The sequence below is a fragment of the Kolteria novifilia genome, from assembly GCA_007748055.1.
GTDB lineage: Bacteria > Planctomycetota > Planctomycetia > Kolteriales > Kolteriaceae > Kolteria > Kolteria novifilia.
In genome coordinates, this window is the sequence record CP036279.1 from 7,034,843 (window position 1) to 7,051,869 (window position 17,027).

A 17,027-nucleotide genomic window follows, 5' to 3' on the forward strand; every position below is an offset into this window, starting at 1 on the left:
GACGTTCCCCGCATGCCCACGAAGATGTGGGTATCGCCCCGACCCTTGCGCTCACGAGGTCAGGACCGCCGATCCTTGGCTTGGCGGCGAAAGTGGCTGGGAGGAACGCCGACGCGCCGGCGAAAGAGGGTGCTCATGTACTCGACATGACGAAATCCGGATCGCTCGGCGATCACGGCGAGAGGGAGTTCGGTTTCCCGCAAGAGTTGCCGCACCCGGTCGATCCGCTGCTCGACGATGGTCTCATGCGGCGTCCGCCCCAAGAGTTGCTGGAAGCGGCTCTCCAGGACACGCCGGGATAGGGGCAACACCCGCGTCAAGTCGTTGACGTTGATCCCATCACAGGCATGCTCCCGGATATAGCGCAGCGCCTTGGCGATGTCGGGGTCGTCGATCGCCAGAATATCGGTCGATCGACGAGTCGCGACCCCCAGCGGGGCGACCAGATGCGCATCGGGCTCGACCTCCTCCGCCGACATCAAACGATCGAGCAGCCGCGCGGCCTCGTAGCCAGTCCCAAGCGCGTCGGGGATCACACTACTCAGCGAAGGCGAGCACAGATCGCAAAGGAGTTGGTCATCGTCGACGCCGATCACCGCGACCTCCTCCGGCACCGCGATGTTGGATTCCCGGCAAACGTCGAGAAGTTGCTGGGCGCGAATGTCGTAACACGCCATGACGCCGATCGGCTTGGGAAGCCGTTCGATCCACCGGCGAAGCCGACTCCGCTCCCGGTTCCAGGAATAGCCGGGCGCGAAACGCGACTTGGCCTCGAACGTCGCACACGCGCCGACGGCGCGGTTGGCGATCTCCACGAAGTGCTCCTCGCGCCAGCGCGACCAATTGAAGGGGGACTCGCCACAGTAAGCGAGATGCTGAAAACCGCGTTCGAGCAGGTGATTCGCCGCGAGCTTGGCGATGGCCGCGTCGTCGGTCTCCACCCAGGGATAGCCCGGAAGACGGCGCGCGGCACTGACGTCGACGAAGGGGAGTCGCGTCGTCGCCACGGCGTTGGCGATCGCCTCGGACTCGATCCGAGCGATAATCCCATCGCCGCGCCAGTTTCTCAGCCAGTCAGGGGGACGCGCGCCTCGCTCCTGTTCCGGCAAATGGACCGACCACTCGTCGTGTTCGCGGATGTACGCGACGATTCCCTCCAGTAGCCCGCGAGCATAGGCATTGGACGTTTCGATGAGAAGGGCGACGCCACGGCGTCTCTTCATGGTCCGTCCCTTCTGATCCAGCACCTCTAGCACATGCGTGAAAAAACATAGGGCACTCAAGCATAACCATCTCCTTCTCGGCGAATGAATTGAAAAACCAAGGACAATGCGGCTCAGCATCCGGTGAAATAGTGAATCCGGATCGCGCGAAAGTTCATGGCTCACCCGCGAACCGTCGCTTACGGTTCAAGGTGATCCTCGGTCGTTGGTCGCTGGGTGGCCGGCACTGGCCGAGGAGCATCCCGCGGCTCCGCGAGTCTGGACCGCGCGTGTGAGGGAAACGAGCATGGTCAATGTCGCGATTGTCGGGCTGGGTTTCGGCGCCGAGTTCATTCCGATCTACCAACATCATCCCGACGCCAATATCCACGCGATCTGTCGGCGCGACGAAACGGAGCTAAAGCGTGCGGGAGACGCCTTCGGGATCGAAAAGCTCTACACCAGCTACGACGACCTACTCGCCGACGATGCCGTCGACTTCGTCCACATCAACAGCCCGATCCCCGATCATGCTTGGATGTCGATCAAGGCGCTTGAGGCCGGTAAGCACGTCATGTGTACGGTGCCGATGGCGACCACGATCGAAGAATGCGAACAGATCTGCGACCTGGTGGCGCGAACCGGCCTTAGGTACATGATGGCCGAGACCGTGGTTTACTCGCGCGAGTTTCTCTACCTGAAGGAGCTCCACACGAAGGGGGAACTCGGCAAGATCCAGTACATGCAAGCCTCACATCCGCAAGACATGGACGGCTGGCCGGAGTACTGGGAACGCATGATTCCGATGCACTACGCCACGCACGTCGTCAGCCCGATCCTGGGGCTGGTCGATGGCCGCGCCGAGTACGTCAGTTGCTTCGGATCGGGAATGATTCGCAACGAACTCGCCGCCAAGTCCGGCAACCCATTCGCCGTCGAGTCGTGCCATCTAAAGATCAAGGACACCGACATCGCGGCTCATCTGTGGCGATTCCTCTTCGATACCGCCAGGCAATACCGCGAGAGCTTCGACGTCTACGGCTCCAAGAAGAGCTTCGAGTGGTCGCTCGTCGAAGGTGAAGAGCACGTGCTGCACACCGCGAAGAAGCCGGAGCCCGACATCCCCAGCCGAGTGAGCGTGCCGGATTACGCCCACTTGCTCCCTAAAGAGATCCGTCAATTCACGCAAACGATTGAGGACCCCGATCATCTTTCCTTCGTTCAAGGAGGCGGTCACGGCGGTTCGCATCCGCATCTGGTCAACGAGTTCGTCTCCGCGGTCCGGGACGATCGCGAGCCCTGGCCCAACGCCGTGACCAGCGCCAACTGGACCTGCGTCGGGATCTGCGCCCACCAATCGACGATGAACGGCGGCCAGATCGTTCCGCTCCCCGAGTTCACGCTCAGGTAGCCCGCGACCTCCGAGAGCGCAGGGGCTCCAACCTTGGCGGGAGGTACGTGTTGGTCGATCGGCGTCGGCCCATCATCCTCAACCCACGAGGCGTCTGGTTTGCCGCGCGATCATCAGTTCCTCGTTGGTCGGCATGACGAGCACTTTGACCCGCGAATAGTCGCTCGAAATCTGGTAGGAATTTTCGCGGTTGCGTTCGCCGTCAAGCGTTAGGCCCATCCAGTCGAGACCGGCGCAGATCCGATTGCGAATCACCGGGGAGTGCTCGCCGATTCCCGCCGTGAAGACGAGCATATCGAGGCCTCCCATCGCGGCGGCCAGCGCACCAAGGAACTTCCGCGCCTGGTAACAAAAAAGTTCGAGAGCCTCGGCGGCCTCGGGATGGATCTCCTCCGCGGCAAGCAGTTCGCGCACATCGGAACTAATGCCGGAAACTCCCTTCATCCCGCCGTCGCGAACGAGCATCCGCTTGAGGTCGTCCGTGCTCATTCCATCGTGCTCGAGCAGAAAGATCAGCAGCCCCGGATCGAGATCGCCGCTCCGCGATCCCATCACCAAACCACCCGCCGAGGTGAATCCCATCGTCGTGTCGACGCAGGTTCCATCGAGGATCGCCGCCATGCTCGCTCCATTGCCCAGGTGGGCGACGATGATGCGACCGCCTTGGGCGGAGGGCTCGTCCCGTTCGAGCAGCGTCTCGAGGATGTACTCGTAGGAAAGTCCATGAAAGCCGTAGCGGTGGATGCCACGATCGAGGAGCTTGCGGGGTAGGGGGAAAGTACGCGCGACCGCGGGCAGGTGCCGATGAAACGACGTGTCGAAGCACGCGACTTGGGCGATGCCGGGCAGGGCGTTCGCGACCGCTTCGATGCCCGCGACCTCCGAGGGCAGATGGATCGGGTCAAACGGGATAAGCTCCCGCAGTTGGCCAAGCACCTCGTCATCGACGCGTTGGGCGGTTCGGTACCTTGGTCCTCCATGAACCAACCGATGGCCAACCGCTCGCACCGGCTCCTTGTGCCCACTTTCGTCGAGCCACGCGAAGAGCTTCGCGATCGCGCTGGCGTGGTCGGCAAGCGAGAGCGATTCCTCGTGAATCGCCTCCCCTTCGGCTCCAATCACAAGTAGGCGACCCTCGGGGAGACCAATCCGTTCGATCGCGCAGCCAAGCAGTCGCTGTTCCGATTGACCGTCGAACAGCGCCGACTTGACGCTCGAAGAGCCACAGTTGATGACCAAGAGAGAGTCAGTGGTGGAGACGCTCATCCTCAACTCCCAATGCGATGCCACCTCGCGAGCGGCGCCGGACATTCGCCCCGACGGCGGAGCGACGTTGAAACGCTACCTCGTTGCCATAGTAGGACAGACAACGAGACGTGATCGCCAAAGCCGCGTCTCGCCAAGCGATCGGTGACTTCGAACGAAAGCCCCAGAGGACGGAGACCACCACCATGTCCGCGACGATCAGTCACGCTGCGCCGCTATCCCTCGCTCCCGACGAACTCGACAAGATGATTCGCTACTGGGAAGCGGCCAACTACCTCTCGGTCGGTCAGATCTATCTCATGGACAACGCCCTGCTGCGCGAGCCGCTTCGCAGGGAGCATATCAAGCCTCGGCTGCTCGGCCACTTCGGGACTGTGCCTGGTCTTAACATGATCTACGCGCAGCTCAATCGGCTCATCAAGAAACACCAACAAAGTGTCCTCTACATCGCCGGCCCGGGCCACGGTGGACCCGCCCTCGTCGCCAACGTCTTTATGGAGGGAACCTATAGCGAGGTCTATCCGCGCATCTCCACCGACAACGATGGCATCAAGCAACTCTTTCGGCAATTCAGCACGCCGGGGGGGATCCCGAGTCACGTGAGCCCCGAGTGTCCCGGGTCGATTCACGAAGGGGGCGAACTCGGTTACGCGCTCGTGCATGCCTTCGGAGCCGCCTTTGACCACCCCGACTTATTGGTCGCCTGCGTCATCGGCGATGGCGAAGCCGAGACCGGACCGCTCGAAGGAGGCTGGAAGGGAAACAAGTTCCTCAATCCCGTCACCGACGGCGCCGTCTTGCCGATCCTCCATCTTAACGGCTACAAGATCTCCGGACCCTGCGTCTACGCCCGAATCCCCGACGACGAACTCGTCAACCTCATGCGCGGTCACGGCTACGAACCGATGCTCGTCGAGGGGGACGATCCGGAAGTCGTCTTCGCCGCCTTCGCGGCCGCTCTCGAGAAAAGCTATGCCGAGATCCGAAGAATCCAACACGAGGCCCGAACCAACGGGTTCTCCGGGCGACCGACCTGGCCGATGATCGTCCTTCGTACCCCGAAGGGATGGACCGGCCCCAAGGAGGTCGACGGCATTCAGGTCGAGGGAACGTACCGGTCGCATCAAGTCCCCCTCGCCGGCGTGCGCGACAACGACGATCACCGGCGCATGCTCGAAGAGTGGCTTCGCTCCTACGGTTCCGATCGGCACTTCGACGATCAGGGGCGACTGGTCCCGGAGTTGGCGGCTCTCGCCCCCGAGGGCGATCTGCGGATGGGGGCCACGCCGTATGCCAACGGCGGCCGGCTCCTAACGACACTCGACCTGCCTTCCTACTCCGACTATGCCCTGGACGTTCCCGCTCCGGGAAGCGTGACCGCCGAGGCTCCGCGCAAGTTGGGGGAATACCTCCGCGATGTCTTCAAGCGAAATCAGAAGCACCGCAACTTCCGCCTCTTCTGTCCCGACGAAACCAACTCCAACCGCCTCGGTTCCGTCTTCGAAGCCACCAACCGTTGCAGCGTCGCCGACATCCATCCCGACGACGACCACGTCGCGTCCGATGGACGGGTCATGGAGGTCCTCAGCGAACACTGTTGCCAGGGATGGCTCGAAGGCTATCTCCTCTCCGGTCGGCATGGCCTCTTTCCGACGTACGAAGCCTTCGCGATGGTCATCGATTCGATGCTCAATCAGCATGCGAAGTGGCTCAAGGTGACGCGGCATCTTCACTGGCGTCGCCCGATCGCGTCGCTCAACTACTTGCTCACCAGCCATGCGTGGCGAAACGATCACAACGGCTACAGCCACCAGGGCCCCGGCTTCATCGACGTGGTTCTGACGAAGAAGGGGACCGTCACTCGCGTCTACTTTCCGCCCGACGGCAATTGCCTGATGAGCGTCGCCGACCACTGTCTGCGCAGTCGCAACTACATCAACCTCATTGTCTGCGGCAAGCAGCGGCAACTGCAGTGGCTCGACATCGACCAAGCTCGCGAACACTGTTCCAAGGGTGCCGGCGTCTGGGACTTCGCCAGCAACGACCAAGACGGTCAGCCCGACGTCGTCCTCGCCTGTGCCGGCGACGTTCCCACCATCGAGGCGGTGGCGGCGTCATGGCTGCTGCAACGCGACATCCCCGACCTCAAGGTTCGCCTCGTCAATGTGGTCGACTTGATGACCCTCTACCATCCGGATCAGCACCCGCACGGGTTCGACGACCTCGCGTTCAACGAACTCTTCACGAAGGACAAGCCGGTCATCTTCGCGTTCCACGGCTACCCGCGCGTGGTCCACGATCTTGTTCACGGCCGCAGCAACGAAGGCCGCTTTCACGCCCGTGGCTACATCGAAGAGGGAACCACGACCACGCCCTTCGACATGGTCGTGCTCAACAACATGAGTCGCTACCAGTTGGCGATCAAGGCGCTGCAACATGTGCCGCGGCTACGCTCGGTCGCGGCCGACATCGCCGGGAAGTACGAAGAGGTACTCGCCGACCATGAACGCTACAGTCGTTCCCGACTCGAGGATCTTCCGGAAGTCAACCACTGGCAATGGACCAGCGACTTTCGCGACCCCGAAGGTCTTCCATCACCGGCATCGGCCGTGAGCCGCCAGGCCTTCACCGACGCGTAGGGATTGGAACATCCCTCTTTGCGGCGAGACCTCGCGCACTGTCTTGATTGGCAAGCTCGCGACACGATGTCTCGTCCGTCGTTCGTGCGGGACATGGCCGAATCAACGGTGTTTCCCGCATGCCCACGTCCAGCGTGAGCATGGCACCTAAGAGGGTTTGTGGCCAAGAGATTGACCGATCGGGAGCACATAACGGCATGCCCACGGTGTCCGAAGGCACTCGAAGTGACACCTTCACGCCACCACCGAATTGCATCTCATCAGCCGGCAACCCACAATGGTGATGCAGGCCCCCGAATAAGTGCCTGCCGTACCTCGAAACGAATCGCCCACCGATTGGAGTACGCGACCACCATGACGATCCCCGCCCCCACTCAGGAATCGGCATCCGCCGACCAGGAGACCTTCGATGCCGAGCACGCCTCCTTCGAGGATGTGTTCGGCCACCTTCAATGCGGGAAGGAGGGCCTCACCGCCGAGGAGGCGGGCCGCCGATTCGAACGCTACGGCCCCAACGCCCTCGAGGAGAAGAAAGAGAGCCCGCTCCTCAAGTTTCTCTCTTACTTTTGGGGTCCGATCCCCTGGATGATCGAAGTCGCCGCGATCCTGTCGCTGGTCGTCGAGCACCTCGACGACTTCGTGATCATCATGGTGCTGCTGATCTTCAACGCCGTCATCGGGTTTTGGGAAGAGTTCAAGGCCGCCAACGCCCTCGAGGCCCTCAAGAAGGGGCTCGCGCTCAAGGCTCGTGCCCGCCGCGACGGCGAGTGGTCCGATGTCGACGCCGCTCGGTTGGTCCCGGGCGATCTGATCCGACTCCGCCTTGGCGACGTCATTCCCGCCGACTGTAAGTTGATGGAGGGGGACTACGTCAGCATCGACCAAGCGGCCCTGACGGGGGAATCCCTTCCGGTCAACAAGAAGGTTGGCGAGATCGGTTTCTCGGGAAGCATCGTCAAGCAAGGAGAGATGGTCGCGCTGGTGACCGCCACTGGGGGCGACACCTTTTTCGGCCGAACCGCGAAGCTCGTCGCCAGCGCCGGGGCGGTCTCCCACTTTCAGAAGGCGGTCCTCAAGATTGGGGACTTCCTCATCTTCGTCGCCGTCGCGCTGAGCATCCTTCTGGTCGGTTTCGAGCTCTACCGCGACATCGTCGTCAAGGACGCTTGGAACTACCGCGACATCATCAACATCGTGCAGTTCGTCCTGATCTTGGTCATCGCGTCGATTCCGGTCGCGATGCCCGCTGTCCTTTCGGTCACGATGGCGCTCGGAGCGTTGGCCCTGTCGAAGAAGAAGGCGATCGTCTCGAAACTCCAGGCGATCGAGGAGATGGCCGGCATCGACATCCTCTGCTCCGACAAGACCGGCACGCTGACCAAGAACCTGCTCACCCTGGGCGAACCGGTGACCGTCGACGACGTCGACGCCCAACATTGCGTCCTCGCCGCGGCGCTCGCGTCGAAACGCGAGAACGAGGACGCCATCGACAACGCGGTCATCGGGGGGCTCAAGGACCCGACGGCGCTTTTGGTCTACACTCAGGAGAACTTCGTCCCCTTCGATCCGGTCAGCAAGCGGACCGAGTCGACGTCGGTGGACGGGCAGGGGGTTCGGAAACGCTACACGAAGGGCGCCCCGCAAGTCATCATGGAGATGGCGGGGCTGGACGAGGCCGCCGAGCAAAAGGCGGCGCGGTCGGTCGACGAGATGGCCCGTCGTGGCTATCGCGCCCTTGGCGTCGCGGAGTCCGCCGACGATGGGGCGACGTGGCGGTTCCTCGGCCTGCTCCCCCTCTTCGATCCCCCACGCGACGACTCCAAGGAGACCATCGAGCAGGCCAAGGCGCATGGACTCGCCGTCAAGATGGTCACCGGCGATGATGTGGCGATCGGCAGCGAGATCTCCGGTCAACTCGGCCTCGGCACCAACTTGCACGCGGCCGCCGACTTCTTTCCGCCCGACGCCGACGTCTCGCGGCTCCCCAACGAGATCGAGGAGGCGGTCGAACGGGCCGACGGCTTCGCGCGCGTCTTCCCCGAGCACAAGTACGGCATCGTCAAAGCCCTTCAGGACCGCGACCATCTCGTGGCAATGACCGGCGACGGCGTCAACGACGCTCCCGCGCTCAAGCAAGCCGACTGCGGCATCGCGGTCTCCGGCGCAACCGACGCCGCCCGGGCCGCGGCCGACCTCATCCTCACCGAACCCGGTCTGTCGGTCATCATCCAGGCGATCGAGGAAGCCCGAAAGATCTTCGAGCGGATGATGAGCTACACGATCTACCGGATCGCGATGACGATCGACATCATGTTCTTCGTCGTCCTGGCGACCATCTTCTTCGAGTTCCGACCCCTGACGGCGATCATGATCATCGTCCTGGCCCTGCTCGACGACATTCCGATCATGACGATCGCCTACGACAACACGCGGATCAACGAATCGCCGGTTCGCTGGCAAATGAACCGGGTCTTGGTGATTTCGAGTATCCTCGGGCTCCTTTCGGTCGCCGAGACCTTCGGGTTGCTCCTCATCGGCAAGGAATGGATGACGCTGCCCCATTTCCAGGCCTGGATCCATATCGATCAGGACATGCTTCGTTCGATGATGTTCCTACAGTTGGTCGCGGGTGGGCACTTGCTGCTCTTTCTGACGCGGACCCAGAAGTTCTTCCTCAGCCCGCCGTTCCCCTCGCTGGTGCTCACGATCGCGATCATCGGGACCCAGATCTTCGCGGTCTTGATGTGCGGCTTCGGCTGGCTGGTCCCGGTGATTCCATGGCCGATGATCGGGCTCGTCTGGATCTACAACATCATCTGGATGTTCGTGATCGAGTTCGTCAAGCTCTGCCTCTACCGCCGCTTCGACCAACAGGACAGACATCTCGAACAGCTCGGCCAGTCGCTCCAAACGAGAGGCTAGCACACGGCTTGTTCTCTGTTCCGTGGGCTCTGGCGGCCACGGAGATCCAACGAAGAGCGGGGCACTCACCCAGTCCTGTCGTCCCTGGCCGGCGGGCGGGCGCCCTGGTCCTACCGGAGACGAGTTGTTAGCATCGATGAGTCGCGATGACGGCGACGCGGTCGGCGGCCCGATGGCCGGGGAGTCGTTTCTCCTCGGGTTCCACGGGAACCGTTTCGATTCGGCTAGGGGCAGGTCGCGCCCCGTCGACGCTCGAAACGTGGGTCGAAAGGAGCGAGGTGGAACGCTTCTGGTTCCTCAAGAATTCCCAGCTCTTCGAAGGTCTTTCGGACGACGAGTGCTCCAAGCTCGAAGCCCGTTCGTCCTTTCGTCGATTCAAGACGCGGGAAACGGTCTACTTTCCCGGCGATGCCGGCGGGCACGTGCTCCTTCTGCTCGACGGAAGGATCAAGATCAAGACCATCACCCCCGACGGCAAGGAGGCGATCCTCGCCTTCGTCGAACCTGGGGAAATCTTCGGCGAACTCGCCTTGCTCAGCGAAAGTGAGCGGACCGAGTACGCCGAGGCCAATCTCGCCTCCTCCGTGATCGCGGTCCCACGCGACGCCATGCTTGAGATCATGAACTCGCATCCCGCCACCTCGCTGCGGGTGACCAAGTTCATGGGGCTCAAGCAGCAACGCATCGAAAACCGCATGAAAAACCTGCTCTTTCGATCCTTTCGCGATCGGGTGATCTACCTCCTCGCGGAATTGGCGCAGCGCTACGGGCGTTGGGTTGGGGAAACGCAGCTCGATCTCGGCATCAAGCTCTCGCACCAGGAGATCGCCAGCTTGATCGGGGCGACGCGTGAGACCGTGACGATCGCGCTGGGGGATCTCCAGTCGGAGGGATTGGTCACGGTCAAGCGAAAGCAAATCGCGGTGACGAACGTCAACGCTCTGTTCGCGCTGCTCGACCAACCGATGCCGATGCCGCCGCGTCCGCGGGACTCTTCGCCCCACATTCGCCTCCAGACCGGAGGACGGTGAGATGGCTCACGGACGTGTCGGGAACATTCGACGATACTTGAGGAAACCCAAAACACACCTAACGCCTCGTTCGCATGCAAGCGTGGGGCACCATCATGGGATCGAGGAGAGACGGTCGAGTCAGCGGGCGATTCATCAAGCCGACGAGGCCGCAAATGGATGATCGAATGGGCGAATCACCACGACAATGGAGTCCGTGCCCGATTGGCGTCGTGAAGCAATTGGGGTGCCGGCTGCGATCGTGTCGCCAGCGCCGCCAGTTTCTCAAGGCTTCGCTCGGCGGGGGCGTGGCCGCGACGGCCGTGGTCTCGGGCGTCGCGATTAGTCCCGTGCTCTTAGGCGATCCGGGTCATGGGCACCTGACGTGCCTTGAGGTTGCCCGCTGTGTTCCCGCGTACGCTCTTCACACGCTTCCGTCCGATCTGCGCAAGCGGGTGATCGAGCATGTGGAGCATTGCGAGAAGTGCCGTCCGAAATTTAAGTCCATGGGCCTCACGCTCTCCTAGCGTGAGTCAGGGATGGGCCTCACGCTCTCCCAGCGTGAGTCAGAGGGATGGGGCCCACGCTTTCTTCGCTCAATTCACAATGCCTCCCCGCCTACCTCAAGCACCCAATCCCGGAAAGCTCGCCGCCACCCTATCCCACCTATGCTTCCCGCATTTCCCCGCTAAGCGACTCCCGATTCGTTGCTCTTGCCTGATCGCCGAATCCCGGTATGGGAGGCCATCGGCAAGTTGGGCACCCCGCGACGGAGAGAGACATCCTCATGACGGCTACCGAGTTCCGCACCGACGAGACCACCCTCGGCTGGCGGGCGACGCTTCTGCTCCTGATTTACGGCTGCTCGCTCTACCTCATCAACCTCGGTGACGCCCGAGTCCTCACGCACCACGAGGTCTTCTTCGCCGAGCCCGCTCGCGAAATGCTACTCTCCGGCGAGTGGCTCATGACCCCCTACGGCGGCATGATCATCAACCACAAGCCCCCCCTGACCTATTGGGTCATCGCGGCCGCCATGACGCTCTTCCAAAGCAGCGCCGAGTGGGTGATCCGGCTCCCCTTCGTGCTCGCGACGGTCGGCCTTGGACTACTGATGGCCCACCTCGGGGCTCATTGGTTCGGGCGTCGGATCGCGATCCTGACCGGGCTCATCCAACTGACCGCCTTCTACACGCTGATGCAGGGCCGCTTGGCCGAGTCGGACATCTTGCTCACGTTCTTCGTCGCCGCGGCGATGGTCCTCTTCGCGGAAGGGGCCCTCCCCGGTCCGACGGGAGAAGTGTCCAACGATCGCTGGCGCCGACCCTTGTTCTTCCTGATGACGGCCCTTGCGTTCATGACCAAGGGACCGATCGCGATCATCTTCATCGGTGGCGGCTGTGGTCTCACGATTCTTCTCACGCGGCAATGGCGCTCGATGCGGTTCTTCATCAGTCCGCTCGGCTGGCTCTTCATGGCGGCCTTCGTCGTTGGCTGGCCCTTGGCGGCGTACCTCAAGGACCCCAACGTCATCGCCGACTGGAAGCGTCATAACCTCGATCGCTTCGCGGGGAAGTTCGGCGAGCCGGGCGGGCACCGCCCCTTCGCGTTCTACTTCTATGTCGTGCCTTTGCTTCTGATGCCTTGGACGCCCTTCCTCGCGTACGGCCTCTGGGCAAGCCTCCGCGAGAAAATCGCCCGCAAGCCGCAAAGCCTCTTCCTGTGGTCGTGGGCACTCGTCGGCATCCTCTTTCTTTCGCTCAGCGACTGGAAGCACAAGCACTACTGCATCCCGGTCTTGCCGCCACTTTCGGTGTTGATGGCGTATGGCGTCGAGCGGTGTTTCTTCGATCCCAAGCGTTGGCGGCTTCCCGTCATCGCGACGATCTCCCTGCTCCTCATCGGCGAGGGCGTCGGCATCGCCATCGTCTCGATGCTCAAGCCGGAGATCTTGGCGGCCGTCGCGTTGCTCGCCACCGCCCTTGTGGCCGGAGCCAGCTTGGCGGTCGTGGCCGACAAACGCTCGTCGACGTGGTGGTCGCTCGGGGCGATCTTCGGGGCGACGTGGGTGGTCGCCGCGTTGGTCCAGTCGGTGATGATGCCTCACTTCGACTCTTACCGCGACCAAACTATCCTCGCCCACGAGATCAACAAGCGGCTCCCCGATGGGCGGACCGTTCACATGGTCGATCTTCGCGAGAACCAGATCAGCTTCTATCTGCGGTGGCCGATCCACCGCACCGACGATGCCGACCTCTTCTGCTCCGATCGGGTCGCGGCGTCGACGGAGGACCTCTACGTCGTCGGGCCCCGCTCCTTGGGCGCGAAGATGGCCGAGGTCGCCGACGTCCAGACGCTCACCGAGTGCGCCACGTTGCGACGCATCATGTCGGAGGAGGACCGGCTAACGCTCTATCGCGTGACGCCGACCGTCGCCCAAATCGGATCTCACGAGACACCCAGCGCCCGCTGACTTGGGGGGCTCGGCCTCCCCATCGGTGGACGTCGATCACCTTCACGCCGTCAACTGATATCATCTCTGGTAGGCGTCGCGGGAGAAGGGTTCCGTGCCGCCCGGTTTCCAGAGTGAGTTTCATGCTGAGCATTCGTCCGCACGCCGACCTGGATCACGTTCCCTTCGAGGTCGATGGTCTTTCTCCCGATCGCCTGTCGTCGATGTCCCTCGAGGAGATCGCCCGGCTGCCGGCGTGGCTTGGCAACCGTTGCCTGACGCTCGGAGAATGCTCCACGCTCGAAGGAGATCCCGCCGACGAAGCCGTCCACCTACAGGGCGACTGGTCTCGAGCGGCCGGCATCGCGTCGGGCATGACGTCGGGAAGTCTGCGAGTCGGCGGCTCGATCGGCCCTCGACTCGGCGCCCAGATGACTGGCGGCGAGATCGTCGTCGAAGGCGATGCCGGGGACTACCTCGGCGCCGAGATGACCGGCGGCAGCCTCCACGTCCATGGCGACGCCGGCGACCAAGTCGGGGGCCCACTCCCAGGCACGAAACTCGGCATGAAGGGAGGAACGATTCTCATCCGTGGCAACGCGGGGGACGAAGTCGGTGGCGCGATGCGGCGCGGCCTCCTCGCCGTCGCCGGCTCGGTCGGCAACGACCTGGCGATGGACATGCGGGCCGGGACCGTGGTCGTCGGAGGTGCCATCGGGACCGACGCGGGTCTGGGAATGAAGCGTGGGACGTTGCTGCTACTCGATCCTAGTCTGACACCGGAACGATTCCACCCCATGTTTGAGGAGGCTTGCCGCTACGAGCCGAGTTTCGTGGAGATCTATCGCCGCGAACTCGCGAAGCGAGCGTTTCCGCTACCGAAGCCGTGGCCCACGACCCTCATCCGCCTGGTCGGCGATCAACTGGAGCTTCGCAAGGGGGAGATCTTCATCGGAGCCACGTAGAACAGGGCTTGAGGCAACGCCATCTCTCAACCCCGACGACTCGCCCTCCGACAACCCTGTAAGCGTGGAGCAGACAGGAATACAGCCTCAATTGTTGGCGAGGCTGAAACCATGAAAGTCATACGTCAGAAGCGGAAGTTGGTGACGGCAATCACGACGACAGGATTGCCGGGGCGTGTGGGAGACGACGCCCCAGAGAGGAGAGAAAGCTTATTCGCCGACGTAGGGGAGCAGGCCCATGAACCGGGCACGCTTGATCGCGGTACTGACGGCACGCTGGTAGGCGGCGCAGTTGCCGGTACGACGACGACCGAGGACCTTGCCGTGGCCGCTCATCATTCGCTTGAGCAACTCGACGTCCTTGTAATCGACGTATGCCGGACGTGGGCAACCCTCGGGTCCGCAGAAACGGCAGCGGTTGCGACTCGTGGACCGCGACTTTTTCTTTGCGCTGACCGAACGCCGAAGGCTCTTCTTTCCGCCCATGAATGCACGATCTCCCTGGAAAACTCAAATAGTCTAAGCTAGGAGTTCACCGACCCGGTTCAAGTCCCTTTGTCGCGTCTTATCGATCCCGACCCGTCCGCCGCCGCACGCTCGGTCAACGACCCCGAACGCGGCAAGGAACGAGCCGAATTAAGCGATCGAGAGGACTTCGTAATTGATGGCTCCGCCAGGGGTTTCGACGGTCACCTTGTCGCCCGGCTTGTGATTGAGAAGCTGCTTGGCCAACGGGCTCTCGCAGAGAATCTTCATCACTTCGCCCGAGTAGTCCTCCTCGCCCGGACCGACCAACTCGTAGGTCTCCTCCAAGTCGGCATCGAGATCCTTGAGCTTCACTTTCGAGCCAAAGGCGATCTGATCCTTCGGGAGATTGTCGGTGTCGACAATGTAAGCGTCGGCGAGCTTCGACTTGAGAAGGTTGATCTTCGCTTGCAACATGCCCTGATTCTCTCGTTGGGCATGGTATTCGGCGTTCTCCTTCAGATCGCCCTCGGCACGGGCCTCCGCCAGCAGCTGGGTAATGCGGGGCATCTCGTGCTGTTCCAAACGATCGAGTTCCGACTTGATCTTCTCGTAGCCTTCCCGAGTCGTGGGTGTGGGACTCATCTCCCGTTCCTTTCCTCATGACAACGTCGCCCACGGACCCGAATGACCTGAGGCCGGGCCGTAGTGATGCAGCGACGCCTTGGATGATGACGGTCGTACTCGCCGTGCAAGAGAGCCCGCTTCGCGAAACTCGCCTCCAGGGACCGCAGTCCACTGGCAAGTCGGAAGGGGCTGTCGTCTTCGCCCTTGGCAAAGACGGACAGCAAGTACGCACAGACACAAAAACCGGACGGCGCACCTTCGCGTCCCGTCCGGCTATTCAGTAATACTTAAGCAAGTGTGGCGGCAAAAATCCAGCACTCTCGCCGAAGCTTGTCCCGGGAAATCGGCGTCCGCTTCTTTCCGCTTGACTCACTTTGCCAACTCGTTCCATTTTGTGGTCGCCGATAGCATCGACGTTCTCTTCGCCGCCCCTGTCGACTTCTGCGTCGTCGGCCACCGTTTCGTTGGGCGTCTTCCCATGTCGTCCCCAATCAACCGACCATCCGAGGCCCGAAAGTAGCCCACGCTCACCCAGGACTTTGGAGACCAGGTCCCGCGACGATCATCGAGGCCGTCTCACTCCTCTTCGCCGTCCTCTTCCTCAGCGTCCATGTCCTCATCGAACTCGCCGTCGCTTTCCTCGTCCGATTCGTCCTCGGTATCGGGCCCCTCGCCGGCGACCTGCTCCGAATTCTCATCATCGTCGCTGGCGTTTTCGTCCGTTGACTCGGTCTCGTCCTGCTCGTCCTCTTCTGGCGTTTCTTCCTCCTTCTTGGACTGGGGGCGGGCGAGGAGTTCGACCAGGGGAAGTTCGTGCAAGTTGCGGAGCCCGAAGGTCTGCAGAAACGGCTTCGTCGTGCCGTAGAGGTAGGGGCGTCCGAGGGTCTCCTCCCGACCGTCGAACTTGATCAAGTTGCGGTCCATCAACTGGCGAAGGATCTCGCCCACTTGGACACCGCGAATCGCCTCGATGTCCGCCCGGCCAATCGGCTGGCGGTAAGCGATGATCGCGAGCGTTTCGAGTTGTGGCCCGCTGAGTTGCAATTCGTCTCGAGACTCGAGAAGTTGATCGAGCCACGGACGCAGTTGGGGAAGAGTGAGAAGTTGGTAACCGCCCGCCAGTTCCTCGACGTAAAACGCCGAGCCATCGAGGCGATAGTACTCATTGAGCATCGCGATCATGCGGCGGGTCTCGCCCACATCCGGCAGACCGGCGAGCTTTGTCAGTTTTCGTGGTGAGAGAGGATCTTCGAAGGCGAGCAACAGCGATTCGACATTCGCCAGGGCGGGTGAGCGATCGAGCTTCTTCCGGCGGGGCACGTGGCGCGTCGTCGAGGCCGAGACGACTCGTCCGGCGAGGAGATGTCCTCCCTGGCCCATTCGCGTTCGCCAGGCCGCCGCGACACCCGGGCGGATGGCGTTCCATGATGAATGTCGCCTATTCATGCACCCGGCTCGTCGATCCGCGTCGTTCCTCTTGGGCTTCGCTCCAACAAGTGCATGTTATCGGAACCGACTTCGGAAGCCGAGAAAGCCCCAGGCCACTGTCACTCGCTGGCGAGCGGTCCGCGGCATCCAAATGGGGCAACAGCCGACGAATTAGGCTTCGGCAAGGGCGTAGGGATCGGCCTGGCGATCGTGGGTGGCGTCTTCGATCGTCCAGAGGGCGACGAGGATGATCGTCGCGCCCGAGGTCAACGCGGAGCTGTCTTGGCTCGACGCGGCGGCGAGGGTGACTCCACCGAGACAGATCAGGACGACGACGAGAAGGCGACGACCAATAAGGCCCAACCGGGGGCTCGGGGGAAGCTTGGTGAAGCCGAGCATGACCCAAGCGGCGATCTGAAGGGTGAACGACAAAAGACTGATGAGTTGATCGTGGCCCACGGTGGAATCCTTCCTTCTCGTCGCGACTCGAACGCCCGGCCTTCCTGGCCCCGACGAATCGTCGCTCGCACTCGGAGTAGTGACTTCAGCAATGGGGTCGATCAATGTTGGGCTCGACCAAGTTAGCAGATGTCATGCCAGTGGCGACCGACCCACCCGTCGGCCAACACTTCCCCTGCCG

Annotated in this window: 13 protein-coding genes; 7 read left to right on the forward strand and 6 right to left on the reverse strand. The window is 62.3% G+C overall.

All coding sequences use genetic code 11. From position 1 onward, the window contains the following. Positions 1-59: 59 nt before the first annotated feature. A complete protein-coding gene (locus Pan216_RS25805; RefSeq protein ID WP_145262769.1) occupies positions 60-1,223 on the reverse strand; it encodes an AraC family transcriptional regulator in 1,164 nt (387 codons plus the stop codon). Positions 1,224-1,509: 286 nt separating this feature from the next. On the opposite strand from Pan216_RS25805, the gene Pan216_RS25810 reads away from it, so the two are divergent. Continuing rightward, positions 1,510-2,613: a Gfo/Idh/MocA family protein gene (locus tag Pan216_RS25810; protein WP_145262771.1), complete on the forward strand. Its 1,104-nt coding sequence runs from the start codon at positions 1,510-1,512 to the stop codon at positions 2,611-2,613. Positions 2,614-2,691: 78 nt separating this feature from the next. On the opposite strand, the gene Pan216_RS25815 is transcribed toward Pan216_RS25810, so the two are convergent. Beyond that, the gene (locus Pan216_RS25815) at positions 2,692-3,879 is read right to left on the reverse strand and encodes an acetate/propionate family kinase (protein ID WP_145262773.1); all 1,188 of its coding nucleotides are present in this window, start codon (positions 3,877-3,879) and stop codon (positions 2,692-2,694) included. A gap of 185 nt (positions 3,880-4,064) precedes the next feature. Here Pan216_RS25815 and Pan216_RS25820 point away from each other — a divergent pair, with 185 nt between their 5' ends. From Pan216_RS25820 to Pan216_RS25845, 6 genes are all read left to right on the forward strand, one after another. Next, on the forward strand, positions 4,065-6,518 hold the full coding sequence (locus Pan216_RS25820) for a phosphoketolase family protein (RefSeq protein ID WP_145262775.1): 2,454 nt from the start codon (positions 4,065-4,067) through the stop codon (positions 6,516-6,518). Between the two features lie 354 nt (positions 6,519-6,872). Continuing rightward, the gene (locus Pan216_RS25825) at positions 6,873-9,440 is read left to right on the forward strand and encodes a plasma-membrane proton-efflux P-type ATPase (RefSeq protein WP_145262777.1); all 2,568 of its coding nucleotides are present in this window, start codon (positions 6,873-6,875) and stop codon (positions 9,438-9,440) included. Between the two features lie 278 nt (positions 9,441-9,718). Next, a complete protein-coding gene (locus tag Pan216_RS25830; RefSeq protein WP_419193006.1) occupies positions 9,719-10,471 on the forward strand; it encodes a Crp/Fnr family transcriptional regulator in 753 nt (250 codons plus the stop codon). A gap of 155 nt (positions 10,472-10,626) precedes the next feature. Continuing rightward, positions 10,627-10,977, forward strand: a complete 351-nt coding sequence (locus tag Pan216_RS25835; RefSeq protein ID WP_419193007.1) for a zf-HC2 domain-containing protein — start codon at positions 10,627-10,629, stop codon at positions 10,975-10,977. A gap of 260 nt (positions 10,978-11,237) precedes the next feature. Further along, the gene (locus Pan216_RS25840) at positions 11,238-12,923 is read left to right on the forward strand and encodes an ArnT family glycosyltransferase (protein WP_419193008.1); all 1,686 of its coding nucleotides are present in this window, start codon (positions 11,238-11,240) and stop codon (positions 12,921-12,923) included. Between the two features lie 122 nt (positions 12,924-13,045). Then, on the forward strand, positions 13,046-13,867 hold the full coding sequence (locus Pan216_RS25845; protein WP_145262782.1) for a formylmethanofuran dehydrogenase subunit C: 822 nt from the start codon (positions 13,046-13,048) through the stop codon (positions 13,865-13,867). Between the two features lie 210 nt (positions 13,868-14,077). Here Pan216_RS25845 and rpsR read toward each other — a convergent pair whose 3' ends face one another. The 4 genes from rpsR to Pan216_RS25865 all read right to left on the reverse strand — a co-directional run bounded on the left by rpsR (position 14,078) and on the right by Pan216_RS25865 (position 16,846). Continuing rightward, entirely contained in the window at positions 14,078-14,353 is a 276-nt protein-coding gene (gene rpsR, locus Pan216_RS25850; RefSeq protein WP_145262783.1) for a 30S ribosomal protein S18, read from the reverse strand. A 150-nt stretch (positions 14,354-14,503) separates the two neighbouring features. Further along, positions 14,504-14,977, reverse strand: a complete 474-nt coding sequence (greA, locus tag Pan216_RS25855; RefSeq protein ID WP_145262784.1) for a transcription elongation factor GreA — start codon at positions 14,975-14,977, stop codon at positions 14,504-14,506. Between the two features lie 558 nt (positions 14,978-15,535). Beyond that, positions 15,536-16,405 (reverse strand): SMC-Scp complex subunit ScpB, encoded by an 870-nt coding sequence (scpB, locus tag Pan216_RS25860; protein ID WP_419193009.1) that lies wholly within the window; start codon positions 16,403-16,405, stop codon positions 15,536-15,538. Positions 16,406-16,558: 153 nt separating this feature from the next. After that, positions 16,559-16,846: a hypothetical protein gene (locus tag Pan216_RS25865; RefSeq protein ID WP_145262785.1), complete on the reverse strand. Its 288-nt coding sequence runs from the start codon at positions 16,844-16,846 to the stop codon at positions 16,559-16,561. Between the last annotated feature and the right edge of the window lie 181 nt (positions 16,847-17,027).

Coding starts and splice junctions, on each gene's coding strand:
- Pan216_RS25840 (WP_419193008.1), top strand. CDS start 11,238: ATGACGGCTACCGAGTTCCGCACCGACGAGACCACCCTCGGCTGGCGG.
- greA (WP_145262784.1), bottom strand. CDS start 14,977: ATGAGTCCCACACCCACGACTCGGGAAGGCTACGAGAAGATCAAGTCG.
- Pan216_RS25820 (WP_145262775.1), top strand. CDS start 4,065: ATGTCCGCGACGATCAGTCACGCTGCGCCGCTATCCCTCGCTCCCGAC.
- Pan216_RS25810 (WP_145262771.1), top strand. CDS start 1,510: ATGGTCAATGTCGCGATTGTCGGGCTGGGTTTCGGCGCCGAGTTCATT.
- Pan216_RS25815 (WP_145262773.1), bottom strand. CDS start 3,879: ATGAGCGTCTCCACCACTGACTCTCTCTTGGTCATCAACTGTGGCTCT.
- scpB (WP_419193009.1), bottom strand. CDS start 16,405: ATGAATAGGCGACATTCATCATGGAACGCCATCCGCCCGGGTGTCGCG.
- Pan216_RS25825 (WP_145262777.1), top strand. CDS start 6,873: ATGACGATCCCCGCCCCCACTCAGGAATCGGCATCCGCCGACCAGGAG.
- Pan216_RS25805 (WP_145262769.1), bottom strand. CDS start 1,223: ATGAAGAGACGCCGTGGCGTCGCCCTTCTCATCGAAACGTCCAATGCC.
- Pan216_RS25835 (WP_419193007.1), top strand. CDS start 10,627: ATGGATGATCGAATGGGCGAATCACCACGACAATGGAGTCCGTGCCCG.
- rpsR (WP_145262783.1), bottom strand. CDS start 14,353: ATGGGCGGAAAGAAGAGCCTTCGGCGTTCGGTCAGCGCAAAGAAAAAG.
- Pan216_RS25845 (WP_145262782.1), top strand. CDS start 13,046: ATGCTGAGCATTCGTCCGCACGCCGACCTGGATCACGTTCCCTTCGAG.